The sequence below is a fragment of the Bacteroides clarus genome, from assembly GCF_015555825.1.
GTDB classification, from domain to species: Bacteria; Bacteroidota; Bacteroidia; order Bacteroidales; family Bacteroidaceae; genus Bacteroides; species Bacteroides clarus.
This window is the reverse complement of sequence record NZ_JADNLF010000019.1, coordinates 1-16,087: the sequence shown is the minus strand read 5'-3', so window position 1 is coordinate 16,087 and position 16,087 is coordinate 1. Positions and strand designations below refer to the sequence as shown.

Annotated in this window: 9 protein-coding genes and 1 pseudogene; 4 read left to right on the top strand and 6 right to left on the bottom strand. The window is 38.7% G+C overall.

The genetic code is table 11. The annotated features are described in order from the left end of the window. Position 1: 1 nt before the first annotated feature. From I2F54_RS15695 to I2F54_RS15685, 3 genes are all read right to left on the bottom strand, one after another. Positions 2 to 415, bottom strand: coding sequence for a hypothetical protein (locus tag I2F54_RS15695; protein ID WP_004294812.1), 414 nt, complete (start codon positions 413 to 415; stop codon positions 2 to 4). 28 nt (positions 416 to 443) lie between these two features. Then, a complete protein-coding gene (locus I2F54_RS15690) occupies positions 444 to 869 on the bottom strand; it encodes a GNAT family N-acetyltransferase (RefSeq protein ID WP_004294811.1) in 426 nt (141 codons plus the stop codon). 99 nt (positions 870 to 968) lie between these two features. After that, on the bottom strand, positions 969 to 1,541 hold the full coding sequence (locus I2F54_RS15685) for a Crp/Fnr family transcriptional regulator (protein ID WP_004294810.1): 573 nt from the start codon (positions 1,539 to 1,541) through the stop codon (positions 969 to 971). A gap of 529 nt (positions 1,542 to 2,070) precedes the next feature. Here I2F54_RS15685 and I2F54_RS15680 point away from each other — a divergent pair. Beyond that, positions 2,071 to 3,288: an acyloxyacyl hydrolase gene (locus I2F54_RS15680; RefSeq protein WP_195501803.1), complete on the top strand. Its 1,218-nt coding sequence runs from the start codon at positions 2,071 to 2,073 to the stop codon at positions 3,286 to 3,288. Between the two features lie 379 nt (positions 3,289 to 3,667). On the opposite strand, the gene I2F54_RS15675 is transcribed toward I2F54_RS15680, so the two are convergent. From I2F54_RS15675 to I2F54_RS15665, 3 genes are read right to left on the bottom strand one after another with little or no spacing between them, the layout of a single operon-like run. After that, positions 3,668 to 4,003 carry a hypothetical protein gene (locus I2F54_RS15675; protein WP_195501801.1) on the bottom strand — a complete coding sequence of 112 codons (336 nt, stop codon included), beginning with the start codon at positions 4,001 to 4,003 and terminating at the stop codon, positions 3,668 to 3,670. A gap of 36 nt (positions 4,004 to 4,039) precedes the next feature. Then, positions 4,040 to 5,842: a RagB/SusD family nutrient uptake outer membrane protein gene (locus I2F54_RS15670; RefSeq protein WP_229097216.1), complete on the bottom strand. Its 1,803-nt coding sequence runs from the start codon at positions 5,840 to 5,842 to the stop codon at positions 4,040 to 4,042. Between the two features lie 13 nt (positions 5,843 to 5,855). After that, a complete protein-coding gene (locus I2F54_RS15665) occupies positions 5,856 to 8,849 on the bottom strand; it encodes a SusC/RagA family TonB-linked outer membrane protein (RefSeq protein WP_195501799.1) in 2,994 nt (997 codons plus the stop codon). Positions 8,850 to 9,335: 486 nt separating this feature from the next. Here I2F54_RS15665 and I2F54_RS15660 point away from each other — a divergent pair, with 486 nt between their 5' ends. From I2F54_RS15660 to I2F54_RS16245, 3 genes and pseudogenes are all read left to right on the top strand, one after another. After that, positions 9,336 to 10,418, top strand: coding sequence for an Ig-like domain-containing protein (locus I2F54_RS15660; RefSeq protein ID WP_195501797.1), 1,083 nt, complete (start codon positions 9,336 to 9,338; stop codon positions 10,416 to 10,418). Between the two features lie 107 nt (positions 10,419 to 10,525). After that, the gene (locus I2F54_RS15655; protein ID WP_195501795.1) at positions 10,526 to 15,934 is read left to right on the top strand and encodes a TIM barrel protein; all 5,409 of its coding nucleotides are present in this window, start codon (positions 10,526 to 10,528) and stop codon (positions 15,932 to 15,934) included. 66 nt (positions 15,935 to 16,000) lie between these two features. After that, positions 16,001 to 16,087, top strand: a pseudogene (locus I2F54_RS16245) (D-mannonate oxidoreductase); the annotation flags it as partial.

Here is a 16,087-nt window from a genome sequence, read left to right as displayed (position 1 = left end):
GTTAATACATCTTCTCCAATGTCCACACCATCTTATTGGGATTATAGGCTTCCATTACGAGGTGTGTTCCTGTGTATTCCAGCACCGTCCATGGACCTGCTATGTTGTCGAACGTGATGATTTTTCCATTTACTTGGTAAGTAAAATCTGTGTTCCACATATATCCGTCTTCTTCGTTCGTTCTTGTATAAATGCCTTCTGATTCGTTGGTAAATTGAAGAATGGATTGTTTTGTGTAGTCTATCTCATCTTCGATATTGTACACGGTCATTTGCGCTTGCCAAGTAGTTTGCTTCAAGGCTTCGGGGGTGAAGACAGAAGTAGGAGCATCGTCGTTACTACAATTTGTCAGACATAACATGGCGCAAATAATAAATGTGGAAAGCACCATACATAAAGTAATTTTCTTTTTCATCTTATCTCTTTTAAATGATTGGCAATAATTATATGTTTCTCTCCATAGGGATACTAACAATACCTTTATTAATCTCTTTTTCACCCACTTTTTTGAAGCCTAAAGATGTATAAAAAGTTTCTGCATAGGTTGAAGAATTAACTGTTATATAAGTAAAATTACAATTGCTCATCATATAGTCAAATAACAATGTTCCTATTCCTCGCCGATGATAGTGCGGCAAGACAAAGAAGAGGGATATATGTTGCCTTTCCCGATGTACACCGATTATTCCTATCAATAGATGATTGTCAAAAGCACCATATATGTCAAGCGTATTCATCAACGATGTGTCATACACGAAGCTTTTAAAGGTTTCAATACCTTCTTGGGTGAAATCATTCCTTTCCATGCATACTTGATAAGATAAATCGGCAGCATTGTTATATTCTTCTTGTGTTAATTTACGTATCATATCAATATTATTAAATAGTGAATGCAAAATACGGAAGAATAAATAAAAAAGGTCTTGACAATTGTCAAGACCCTAATATAAAGTATGTTAAAGGATAAGTTATTTCTTCAGTTTGCAACGTATACGACTAACAGTTTCCGGTGTGACTTGCAAGAAAGAGGCTATCTCTTTTAACGTAATATATTCTTGAATGTCGGGACATCTGTTCAATAAATCAAGATAAAGTTCTTCCGTAGTTTTACAGTACATATCCAATAATCTATGATACATTAACGAGTAGGATTGTTCGACAAGAGCGCACTTTATTTGTGCTGTCTCGGCATTTGTAGCAAAAAAATCCTCTAACTTTGAATACGGTAGATAGTAAATCTTTGAATCGCAAACAGCTTCAATTGTTACTAATGACGGTTGATTAGGTTCTATAAGTGTACATAAACTTCCTGCAAATTCTTCGGAGAAAGTATATCCTACTATATGTATATTTCCTCTTTCATCCACACGGGTATATCTCAATAAACCGTTTTCAATATAAGCCCCCCGGCAGTTCATTTTACCTTGAATAGAGAACTGTTCGCCCTTTTTGAGTTCAATATAAGTGCCATGTTCCAAAAAGAACAGCTTTAGCTGTTCTAATTTCGAATGGTTGGCAAATTGCAAATTAAATTGTTTCATGTTAAATCATTCATTTATTGAAATCATTAGTTCACACAAAATTATAGCAAATTCGCTAAATGACAAAATTTTTAGTGCAAGGTGCAAGTATATATTTATATATATAGCTTGCACCTTGCACTAATCGCAGAAGATTTATTATCAATGATTTGCGTATTTCAAAAGAAAGACTTATCTTTGAACCCGAAAGTTAGGCAGACAAACAGCGGTCAAAGTTGGACAAGCCCAACGTCTGAAAATCGTTACTGTTTCGTTACCTATTTGAAATTTTGGAATATAAGACATTGTAGCATAAGTGGTTAGAGTTATAGGTTCAAAAACCTGTCTGAACTGTTTCTCCTGAGCCTGTCCGGCAAGTGCGGAGATTGCAAAGATTGCAGTCATAAATTTCCTGAATAACATAGATGATGAATTATTAACTTTGCAAATATAAGCTTTTTATGTAGATAAAACGATAAAAGGACTATATTTGCACGTGAATCGGGCTTTGCAAAAAGAATCCAATCACTAACGAAGAACGCCACGACACATGGGTAGTAGAATGCGGGCAGGAAGAGAGATGCTTCTCTTAATGATTATCCTGTTCCTGTCCGGCCATATATGCGCGCAAGATAGCTATATCCACCGCCTCGGCATTGAAGGCCGACCGGGATATATATTCCCCACCAGCTCTTTCCTGCGGGGCGAAAATGATATGCGCAAAAGACTGGGTTCCGCCTACTCAGCCCATCTGAAATACTCATTCCAACTGCAACCGGGTACGGCCTCCGACCGAGTATACGGAAGTTCTTATCAGGGAATAGGAGTAGGCTATTTCGATTTCGGCAACCGCAGGGAGATGGGAACGCCTGTCGCCCTCTACGCTTTTCAAGGCGCGCGTATTGCCAGGTTCACTCCCCGCTTATCACTTAATTACGAATGGGGATTCGGCGCATCTTTCGGCTGGAAACCATACGATTACCTCGCCAACGCCAATAATACCGTTATAGGAACCAAAGTCAATGCATATCTCAATGCCGGAATTCATCTGAACTGGATACTGTCTCCGCGGTTCGACCTCAATATCGGCGTAGCGGCGGTACATTTCTCTAACGGCAATACCCAATATCCCAATACCGGTTTGAATACGGTAGATTTTAAAATCGGAGTGGTATATAATTTCAATCGGGATATAGACAAAGCGTTACAACCGTCACAACAAATTCCGGTTCCGTCATCCCCCAGGCATGTCAGTTATGACCTGACACTGTTCGGTTCGTGGCGGAGGAAAGCTATCGATGTACCGGGTGGACAGGTCCCGGCTCCCGACAAATATGCCGTAGCAGGATTCTGCTTTGCCCCTATGTATAATTTCGGGTATAAGTTCCGCGCAGGAGTATCTCTGGATGGTGTGTATGATGCAAGCGCCAATATTTACGCCAAAGATTACATTACCCCGCTCGACGGCGGCAATGAGGAAGACGCGTTCGGTATTCCCCCGCTTCGCAAGCAACTTTCATTGGGTGTATCCGCACGTGGAGAATGGGTGATGCCTTATTTCACTGTCGGCATAGGTTTCGGCGCCAATATCCTGCATGGCGGTGGCGACCTTCAATCATTCTACCAAATATTGGCTCTCAAAATTGACATGACCCGCGACACCTTTCTGCACATAGGATATAACCTGAAAGATTTCCATGAGCCCAACTACCTGATGCTCGGTATAGGTTATCGGTTTAATAATAAACGTCCCCGTCTGTATCATTAATCCGGACGAATACGCAACATCTCATTTTGACTATAGTGAAAAAGTTTTTTGATATATGGCAAAATGAATTATCACAGTAGAGAAAAACGATTAGAGTATGTATTCAGCAGAAATGCTGTTTATGCAAGAGACCCTTTCACCTTTCATATCTTTCTATTTATGCGGGTTAGCGGGTGAAGGGGTACCAAATGTATTGATTTGATTTCATAAGAGTGTCGCTTCCTCCGTCCTGCAAGGCGAAATAATTCATCTCGCGGGATAGATTTACTTGCCCTTTTAAACAAAATTATGATATTAAAAAACATAAAAAGGGAATGTATCGGTATGACACATCCCCTTTACTCGCACTTAAAATTTTCTACCTATTATCTAATTACAGTTATCCTTTTTTCTTGTTACCTTTTTTATCTCCTCTTTCTTTCTTGTTACCCTTTTCAGCACGTTTAGCTTTTTCTACAGCTTTATAGTCCTGATATTTTTTGAATTGCTCAGCAGTTAAAATTTCTTTCAACTGAGCATCTACTTTTCCACGTTGATCTTTAGGTTTAGAATAAATTTCTAATATTTTGGTTTCTTGCTTATCATCCAAGTCCAATACTGCATCTAGTTTCTCAACAGTTTTCTTGGCTTTACTTTCTCCACCTTTGGCTTTCTGCGCGAAAGTACATACAGAAACCGTTAACAATAAACTCATCAATAAAACAACACGTTTCATAATCTTCTAATTTTTATTTGGTTAAACAATTCTTTATTACTTTTCATCAGTACTTGCCGCATATCCAGGATTCTGAGGCATATATAAAGTTCTATTCGCATCAATCACTGTCTGCGGAATAGGGAATATAGTATCTCTCAATGTAAAATTAGTACCATCAATCAGATTTCTCTCTGTAATACGAGGATACATAAACTTTTCTCCACCCATACGAAGTAATGTGTATCTACGCTGTTCTTCAAGCAAAAGTTCACGACTACGCTCATCTAATATAAAGTTTAACTGTTCCTCTAAAGAACTCCCTAAATCATCAACAGTAATCAACTTAGCATTTGCTCTATTTCTCAACACATTGATATCGGCAACAGCTAACCCCGGCATTCCTCTACGAATAGCCGCTTCTGCTCTCAACAACAATGTCTCAGCCAATCGCATGTAAATCTGTGAAAAATGAGACTCTGTATTCTCCGTATAACCTGCATCACAGAAAGCAAATTTCAATGAATATGGGGCATTGTTAGAAACAGGTTTGGTATCACTTAAATTGTTGTAATCAAATGCGCTAGTCATCTTATCCGAAGCGTCTTTTTTAGCACTCAGCCAAACTGTGTCTCCCGGAGCCCAAGGACGCTTCAATGTTGTATTCATAATATCATTGCCTGCATTATCTGTCAATTTATCCGCATCTGTCAATACAAAATATTGTCCGATAGCAAACTCATTTCCACGCTCATCAATTTGTTTATGAACAGGATTGGGATCTTTACTTGACTCGTAGTACAATAAAAGGGCATCTTTGGTTATATTCATACGATGCCAACCACGTCCGCCACGTGCTTCCGTATAGGCTAAATTCAATCCATCGGCTCCTTTCCACTTAGGTCTATTATCACCATAACGCAAAGTAGATTCATGACGCATAATATTCTCACCGCCCCCAACAATACCACGCGCCCAATTCAATGACCACAGTATTTCAGGATTGGAATTATTTATGTTCTGAGGTTGAAACATTCCCATGAAGACCGACTTATCAGTACTTTGCTTACTCATCTGTATAGCATAAGGACCACCTGTTATACATTTATCAGCCCACATATAAGCCTTATCCTCATCACCTAAAGCCATATACATTTCCGATAGCCAAGTCATGGCAACTCCCTTTGTCATAGTCCCCGTCTTACTCGCAGTCCAAGGTAAATATTCTGCTGCAAATTCCAAATCCTCGATAATAAAACGACGTACTTTTTCTACCGGTTCACGTACAAAGTCTGTATGGATATTATCAGTCGTTTCTGTTGTAACAATAGGCACAGCCCCCCATAAATAACTCAAATGACGATATGCCCACGCTCTGAACACCTTGGCTTCTGCCAATATCCGGTAATATTGATTTACTCCATTCTTGTCATTCCAATTTATATCAGAAACTATCGCCCTGTTAATAATTGTATTAGCTGCGTTTACTGTTTCATAAAACCACAAGAAATATTTATCAAAATCTTTATAAGAAGGATGGTTGGCAACTCCCCAACTATTTAACATCTTATGCACATTTCCCTTATTCGAACCGGTTGCCATATTATCTGTACCTAATATATACAGTACATTACGCAAATCAACCGTACCAAAATTATTGGTATATCCCAATCCCTCAAATTCTTTACGAACTTCCGCATAAAGTCCATTCAAACCTTTTTCATACCCATCCAAACTTGTATAAAGTCTATCTGCCGTATAAATATGTTCAGGTTCCTCATTTAGAAAATCATCTGAACAGGAGATAAAATTCAACGTCATTATTATCCCCAAGAACAATATATATTTTTTCTTTCTCATAATATCTCAGTTATTAAAATGCCAAATTAATGCCAAACGAATATTCACGACATACCGGAATAGCTCTTTGATTGTCGAACTCCGGATCCATTCCTTCCCAGTCTGTTACTGTAAGCAGATTTTTTCCTGTAAAATAAACAGCCAATTTAGTCAGCCCTATCTTCCTGACAATTGCATTCGGAAGTGTGTATGTCAATGTAACATCTTTAATTCTCATAAAATCAGCATCTTCATAGCTGCTCGGGCTAATAGATTTATTGGCAATATACTTATTGGCATTCTTTGCTGTACTCCAAAAGTCATTTGTAGGATTATCCTTAGTCCAGAAGTCATGACGAATTAAATAATTCTTATCTTTAAACGGATTAGCCTTAGTCGAACCGGAAACTCCATACAACAATACATAAAGAGAGAAATTTTTCCATTTAAAAGTGTTCGACATACTCCAAGTGAAATCGGGTTCAGGTGAACCAAGAATTTGACGGTCATCCGGGTCTATCTCACCATTCTTATTCACATCTTCATATTTTGCATATCCCGGTTCGGCACCATACTTTGCTGCTTCCTCTTCTTCTCCCAACTGCCATGTACCAATAATCTTATAATCAAAATTACTCAACACGGGATGTCCAATAAACCATTTATTAGTAATATCTGACAATCCGTCACCATATAACTCTTTAATTTTATTTTTATTCCAGGCCAGACTAATACCTGTTTGCCAGGAAAACTCTTTTAAAGTTATATTGTTAGAAGTCAAAGCAACTTCAACTCCGCTATTCTCAGTTTTACCAATATTCTGCATCACCTGTTGTATTCCATGTACAGAAGAAATGGTTCTTTTCAATAATAAATCTTTATTCAGATTGCGGTACACATTCAATTCACCTGTAATCCGAGAACGTAAGAAAGCAAAATCTAATCCTATATTATAGGATGTCATTACCTCCCAACCTAAATTTGGCGAACCAATACTACCGGGCACATAACCGGGAAGCGGACTGCTGCCATCAGTATATCCGAGATTATCCATTAACGGCAAGGTAGAATAGGGCTTCAAACCGCTTTGACCATTTTTACCCACAGAGAGGCGCAACTTCAGGGTGTTCATTACTTCTTTCAATGAACCGTAAAACTTTTCATTATGAATATTCCAACCTAATGCCATAGAAGGGAATGTTCCCCAATGCTTATAGCGTCCCAATGTAGATGAAGCATCATGTCTCACAGTAGCTGTAAGCAAATAACGGCTATCATATGCATAATTTACGCGAGCCATATAAGAATGTAAGCGTGTCTTATCATTTACAAACGGTTCTATCGTCACCTGCTTCGCATCATGAATACCATAATAAGAACGTTCATCTCCACTAAATCCTTTACCGGAAATAGTAGATCCCTCCTTATGGCTTTCCTCAAAACTAAACAATCCAGTTACTGCCAAATCATGTTTCTGAGCAAAGGTACGCTGATAATTTATTATATTCTCCACTAAGAAAGAATATTTCATTGAATTTGTCATTTCACCTTCACCCCCGAAAGCTCCACTCTTTTTGGTATTGGTACCTTGATACCAATAATCCTTACCTGCACCATATTGAACATTGGTATTTAATTTGTAAGAGAGGCCATTCACTTTTGGTATTTTGACTTCTACATAATTAGAGGCAGTTAAAGAATAAGTTAAATTTAGATCATCATATAAACGACATTCCAACGGATTAATCTTCGTATCATCTCCTGTCGGATTTATATTAACAGTACCATCATCATTAAAAGGCTTAGCCAGAGGAGATTTATTAAATGCATCTACAAAAGGTGGCTTAGCACCACTTCTATCTATATAAGTCCATCCAATACTATTACCCATCTTAATATATTTATTTATATCGGAAGTAACATTCAGACGGCTGTTCAGGCGTTTGTATTCATCATTAATAACAATTCCGTCTGTACCCAAATAAGAAGCATTAAAATTGAATCGAGTATTATCTCCTCCACCGGAAACTCCCAATTTAAAACTTTTGGAATTACCGGTCTTTACCAATAAATCTTTCCATGACCAATCTTTATATGAACCGCTCTCATAAACCTTTTTTTCAAAGTCTGTCAATGCCGCATCCGCATCCGTCTCATCATCATTTGCCCAATTATTTTTGTAGTTCAAATATTCTTCCCCATTCATCAGTTCCGGATAATTAGCTACTTTTTGTATTCCATAAAATCCATCAAAAGTTACCTTTATTCTGCCCTTAGTACCTTTTTTAGTTTCAATCAAAATTACTCCTGCAGCCGCACGCGCACCGTAAATTGCTGCAGAAGAAGCATCTTTCAACACATTAATACTTTCTATTTCATTGGTTCCTATATCTGAAAGACTTCCGTAATAAGGCGCTCCATCCAAAATAATCAGAGGCTCATTATTAGCGCTAATAGAATTACGTCCGCGAACTAACATCACAGCACCTGCCCCCGGATCTGCCCCTGCAGCCTGAGACATTACATTCAATCCAGGAACCGAACCTTGCAAAAGTTGTGTGATATCTGTTGTCACCGTATTTTCAATACGATCTTTAGACACAGTAGCAACAGACCCTGTTACATCACTCTTTTTCTGAACACCATATCCAACTACGACAACCTGATCCAAAACTTGTGACTGCGGTATCAGCTTTATAACCAAAGGCTCTATCCCGGTAGATGTCACCTCTTTTGTTTCATAACCAATATAAGAGAATACAATCCTATATGTCTTATGATGTTTCTGAATCGGCAACGTAAAATTACCATCAACATCCGTGATAGTACCAGTCGTAAATTCCTTAAACTTAATATTAACTCCGATAAGAGGTTCGTTCGTATCATTATCCAACACAATTCCTTTTATACTCCCACCTTTTTGTTGGGCACTCACTCCAACGCTGGCATACGATACCATAAGCAACACGCACATCAACTTAATTAATGAGCTGCCTGTTTTCCATAAATGTATTAGCATGTTTTTCATTTAAAAAAGCATCTTTTAATTATATACTATAAAAATAAATACATAAACTTTCTTAATATCTCCACCATCATCAAGTCCTCCGACTTTACTACTAAATTACAATAATGTTCGAATACCGTGCAAAACACAAGATACCAAAAGAATTTGTGTATTCACCCACAAATATAGATATTTTTCTAATAAATCATACATAATTCGATTAATAATTTTAAAAATCTACAAATAGTATATTCAATACTAAGCACAACACATTATTAATAAATATATTATTTACAGCACAAAGACATCATGTGTAAAAACACAAAATGTATAAAACAGAATCATCCTTCACACAAAAAAACATCAATAAACATTTGCTGTTTAAAATATTAATCGTATCTTTGCAGAGTTCGAATATTTATCATACTTTTAGTAGTGATAATAAAATAGTATCCTCATCAAGTTCTCTGGTATTTATGTTTTTTCATTTAACAAATAAAAAATGCCATGAGGAAGATTACTTATCTACTAAGCAGTTTCTTATTAATACTAACAGGGTTTACAAGCTGTAATGAAGATCCAGTCAATGCCACCGAACAAACAAACAATGTAGCTTGGATTAAAGTTAAAAACATTGACGGTGGGGTTCTTTATATGAAACAAGATGAAACATTCGCCATCTCCGTCCTGATGTTTCCGGAAGAAGCCATTGATAAAGACAAATACAGTTTCCAGTTTAGATCATCAAATGATCAAGTTGCAACAGTCAACGAAGAGGGAATAATCACCGCTATTGGTGGTGGTGAAGCAACCATTAGTGTTATCCCCTCACACAATGAGAAGTTAGGTTTTTCATTCAAAGCTCAAATTAAAGCTACTCCCAACATTTTACTATCTGACGAAATTAAAGAAGGTATAAGCATAGAAATTGATGAAAACAGTACCGAGCATACACTTTATGATTTGTCAGCGCAATTAAAAGTTGTACCGGAAGAGTCTGCAGATAAAACACTGACTTACAACATTGACAATGAAAGTATTGCCACAATCGACGCAAACGGAATTATATCCCCCTTATCCGTAGGAGAAACTACAATTACAGTTAGTTGGGAAGCAGAAGAAAAAACAATTACTATACCTTTGACTATTGAAGCTATGAAAGTTGGGCCATTAGATCGAACAGGTTGGGTGGTGACAGATTTAAACGACGCCACCAATTCTTCTGGAGAGAAATTAATAGACGGCGATCCAAACACTGGATATAAGCTTACAAATAAGAAGGAAGAGATTGTTTCTGGATTTACCATCAACAAAACAAATTCTCAATCATTTTTTGCAATCCAAATAGAGCAAAATACAAGTAAAAAGGCTTATATAATTCAATTCGATTTATTCGGAAGCGATAATGGAGAAAATTGGCAAATAATAAAAAGAGAGATTACAATTGATGAAGCTAATAAAGAGAATAATACTATTCAATTAGAAAAAAGTTACACCTATCAATATATAAAAATAGAAATTACTCACATTGGTAATAAAGAAAAGAATTTTGATATAAAAGAACTAAATCTTATTGGAAACAAAGAATAATAGTCTTTCACGCCATTTAGATGGGAACAAAATTATTCTTTACATAATTAAATAGGCCATAAAACTCGTTCCTTTATTGATATACTATCCAGAAATAAAAACAATATATGAAATTTAAAAAGAAAATTATCAGTTCCATTGTTGCACTATCATTTACCGCAGCAACATTACCTTTCATCTATGCCGAAACGGCCAATACATCGGAGGCAATATCCGAATTGACCGCTCCTGGCAAAGAAGCTTTGACACTTGCGGATAAATCTTTGTCCGGTGGTAACTTACGTGCTAAAATCGACTCCAAATTTGGTAAAAAATATACAGATTTAAAGAAGCTTGTCATTCAAGAAGGCAAGCTCACTGTTGAGGACTGCAGATTCATTCGCCAAAGCCTGACCTCTTTGGAAGAGCTTGTCATAGAAAAGAATGCCAACTTTGCCAATAGCATGGTTCCGAAAAGTGCATTTGACGGCATGACATCTCTGAAAAAAGTTACAATGACACAAGTAAAAGAGTTAGGTCTTAAATCTTTCAGTGGTTGTGAGAATTTAGAAGAAATAGACTTTCCTAATGTAACTAAAACCGGTGTACAAGTATTTGCACAAGCCAAAGGTTCCAATTCCAGCCGACTGAAAGTTGCACGTCTTCCGAAACTGAAGCATGCCGAACCACGTATGTTTTATTACTGTACCAATCTTGCGGAGTTATATCTTACTAACCCACCGACACTTACCCGTCCGGTAGGTAAAGAAGGACTATGGTTTGAACGCGTTACCAAAATGATAATCCATGTTCCCTCACGCAAGGAATATGATGAATTCATGAAAGCGGAAAACTGCACCAATATAGATTGGAGTGCATTCAACTTTACAGCAGACAATGGCGACCAACTACCTGCTGTGAAACAAGCTGCAGAGTACAAAGATAGCGACTATGACTTTTTACGCAAAGAGCTATTGCCTCGTTTTGACAAAACAAATAAAGTATATAACGAAGGCTACTATACCGGCGATTATAAAGTAAGCCTGAATATGTACACATTCAACACCAACATCAATGCATGGATGAGTAACTCCCACGCCGCTCCGCAGTTGAGTACATTGGATGCCATCAAATGGGCAGCAAAAGTAGGCTTTGATGCAGTAGATGTGACCGGCTACTATATTCCCGGCTACAGCAATACCGATATGCCCACAAAGCCTGAAAGTGAAATATTGGCTTATGCCCGGAAAATAAAAGAATTATGTGCTAAACTCAATATTGAAATCAGCGGTACCGGCATACAGAACAATTTTGCCGACGCCAATGAAGCACGCCGTCGCAAAGATGTGGAGCGTATTAAGTTTTGGATTAAAGCAGCTCACGAAATGGGTGCGCCTGTCCTACGCATTTTTGCCGGTCCTCCCCCCGCCGACATTCGTCGCGAAGGTTGGGAGAAGATTGCCCGTGATCGTATCGCTCCTCTTGTACGTGAAGTAGCTATATATGCAAAAGAAAATTACCCTGACGTGCACATTGGTCTACAAAATCATGGAGGTATGCTCGCTACGGCCAATCAAGTAATCCAGACGCTAAAATGGATAGATTGTGACAACGTAGGTATCATCAACGATACGGGTTTTTATCGTGAATTCCTAAACACCGATGCCACTAAATACGATTGGTATAGAGACATCGCCCTCGTACTGCCTTACTCCAATAATTTCCAAATCAAAAAGAAACCCGCCGGAGCAGAAACAGACGAATTGATGAATCTGAACCGATTAATGCAAGACATCCGTAAAAGTCCCTATCGCGGTTACATCCCTATTGAATTATTGTGGATAAACAGAGATGAGGGTTCTCCCAACAAATTGCAAACACCGCCTTATGAAGAGACAATCGCCTTCCTCCAAAAACTTAAGAAAGCGATGGAAGATAGTAAAAGCTATAAAGAAACAACAAACCTCCCTTCACAGGGAGGTTTGAATTTCAGCATAAACTCATTACATCCCAACATCATTGACTTTGATATCAAAACGAATACATTAAATTTACTGCCGAATACAGCTCTTTACCTACTGAATGAGCAAATCAGCACCTCAGGGGACAATTGCATAAGAGTAACCTCTGCCAACGGCATCCCCCGTTCCGAAATCGAAGAAATACAAGATAACGACCTTCTCGTTCTTAGTAATGGAAAATCAAAAGCACAATATCGTATACACATCAAACACTACCAATTAACCAATCATGCACTCAACCCTGATCCTAAACGAATCAAGGTAAGCAGCTACGGCACAAAATGCGACTTTACAAAAGCTTTTAACGGCATTTCTACCGGTACTTCCGAAAGCGGTTGGTTTTCGGATAACGGACAAGCGCGAGACGGCAAGGAGATCTTTTGGCTGGCACTCGATTTGGAAGAAGAGAAAACCATTCACGCATTCGGTGTAGCATGGGGAACTAACGTAAGCAGCCTGAAAAAGCGTATCAAAGATGGTACATACCGAGTGATGTACACTAACGACCCTCAAAAATGGGCTAAAGTATCGCACGCCAGTCAAGGCGGGAAAGAAGGCCTCAGTAATTATAATAAACCTCAAGGCTGGACAGAAGCCTATACACAAAATGTAAACAACCTGCCCGACGCGAATGGGAATAAGGTATTTATCCGCTCACTCGACAAACCCATAAAAGCACGTTACGTAATGGTAACCGGAGAAATTGCCAGTCGTACTATAGAAATATACAACTTCTTTGTATTCCAACGTCAATTGGTAGACGGAGTAATCGAAAAGCCAGTCTATCCGACTTTCAATCCGGTAAATATCCAACCGGACTACGAAGGCATGAGTATCATGCCCGGCCGTCCAGCCGTCATTAAACAAGGGACCAATGTACCTACCTATCATTTGACAGCTCAAAAAGCTATTACTGTAGCCGCCACCCTGCTGTCTCCCAATGACAAAGTAGTCTACACTTCCAGTCCTATCACTCTGAAACAGGGAGAGACCTATAAATTAACCCCCTCTCTATCGGCTACAGAAGCAGGTACCTACCGTATGCTTTTCACTATCAACGGAGAGAAGACAGTTTTTGACACTTACTACTTCACCGCTATCAAAGAAGATATACATCCATATACTTATGCTTCCCCCTATCCTGCCATCCACATGTCTGACGACCGGTTAGTTTACATTCCCGATAGTAAAGGGAATCAAGTTATAGACTATTCTAACGTAGGTTATATGGGTGGCGGCACAGCCATCCCCAATGTACCGGTACGTGTCATATTGGCACCTTCTGATAATAAAGATGCAGATGATACAGAACGCATTCAGAATGCCATAAATATGTTAGGACGCTTTCCTATGGATAAAAACGGTTTCAGAGGAGCCATCCTGCTGAAAGCCGGTACATTCAGAGTAAGCAAATCTATCAAGATAGACAAGAGTGGCATTGTTATCAAAGGAGAAGGTGACGGACATGAAGCCATCAAACAGCACAATATACCTCTCAGTTCTAAAAACTGGTACGATTACACACAATCAGAAAAAGCAGAAAAGGGTGTTACCAAGATAGTAGCGACTTGGGTAGCTGATTCTTACAACAAAAATGTAGCTATATTCAACATCTCCGGTGGAAACATCCAAAGTGAAAAGCCGATAGAAATAGCCGACCAATACGTTCCCGCTGGTACACGTACTCTCAGAGTACAAGAGATAGGAGATTTGAAAGCAGGAGACAATATACTAATAACCCGAGCTATCGGTCCGGCATGGGCACAAGATTTGAGAATGGATGTCATCACCGACGCCCCCGCTGTTTTCTCGGCTAACCAATGGGCTGTAAACGGGAAAGTAGACAGAGCATATCAAGGAATTAACCAAGAGCGCACCATACACAGTATAGATACACAAAATAAAATCATCACTTTAGTAGAACCTATAGTTGATCCACTGAACATGAAATACGGCGTATCCACTGTGACACGTTTTTCTTCTGCCAACCGTGTACAACACTCAGGCATTGAGAATCTCCAACTTATTTCACGCTTCAATAAAAACAGTACCGCTGAAAATACAGCCTTTGAAATCAACTACAAATCTTATGATGACGAATATCATGCACAAGTAGGTGTTCGTGTTGGAGATGCCGAGAACATTTGGATAAGAAGAATCACCAATTATCATATAGATGTAGCGGTTAATATATCCGGTGGAAGCCGCTGGATAACTGTACAAGATGTAAATTGCTTGGAGCCTGTAAGCGGTGTAGGTGGCGAACGAAGATACAGTTTCACAAATTCAGGGGGTACACTCGTATTGAACCAACGCAACTATACACGTTATACCCGGCATGGATTCATCATTATGGGACATGTTATGGGTCCCAATGTATTCTATAATGTTCGCAGTGATTATCAGTTCGATGCCAATGAGCCACACCTCAGATGGTCGGCCGGCGGTTTGTTCGATAACGTAAAGGGCCGCATCTACGTACAAAACCGTTGGAACAATGGTACCGCCCACGGCTGGTCTGGCGCGAACTATACTATGTACAATAATGAAGGCAAGTTTATTGTCAGCCAAAACCAACTGGCTCCCAACTATATTTTTGGCCAGTCAGATGCCGCTGACCGTCTGCCTTTTGTTATGGCAGAAGTAGACCCGGGTAATGTACCAAATTTCAAAGCATATGAATACAGTATCGGTCAAAAGATGCAACCGGGTAGTCTCTACCTGCAACAATTGAAAGACCGATTGGGAAAAGAAGCCGTAAAAAACACCAATATTTCCGAAATACCTGCTTACATCGATAAAACCGTTAATTTGGACGAGGCCTTTGCCAACTTAAGCGGAATAAATGTAAATGGCAAGAAACTGGAAGGATTCAAAAAAGAAGTATTGGAATATACAATTCCTATCGAGTTAGACTATACCACACTTCCCAAAGTAACAGCCACAGCTGTAAAAGGAGTCAACGTAACAAAAAGTGAAAGTAAAAAAGGTGTTACTTTCACTGCTACTCAAGATGGTAAGATTACCAATGTCTACACCATTACTTATGGTTACATCTCTAAAGAGCGCGTCTCTTCAAGTAATAGTGACAAGCAAATCGATAAATTAGTCGATGGAAGCAGCAAAACTTTATGGAGTCAGTCCGGTTCGCCCTATGTACAGTTCTATTTGGGAGACACTCCTAAGGAAATAGAAAAAGTATCATTGGGATACGGAAGAAATACTCAAATCAGAAGACAATACTATTTTGACTTTGAGATTTCCAACGATGGTTACACATGGGAAAAAGTAAAGAACTCTGATTGGCAAGAAGACAATCTAAAACGTGGACACATCATGGGTATGCTGGTACAACCAGGAGTGGGTAGTAAAAAATCCGATTACGAAACATTCATCTTCCCCAAAGGAGTAAAAGCAAGATTGCTTCGTATACAAATGTATGGCTGCCGCAATGGCCAAGGCTCCGGTTCCGCCAATGCTAACGCTTATTGGGCAATAGACGTGGTCACTAAATAATTTTACGGTTTAATAAGAACAATAGAAACCATCTATTTAAATAAAAACAACTTAATAGTAGTAAATATGAAAAACCTATTCGACATCAAAGACAAGGTAATCGTCCTGACAGGCGGTTGCGGTATTCTGGGAAGAAACATCGCGAACTATCTG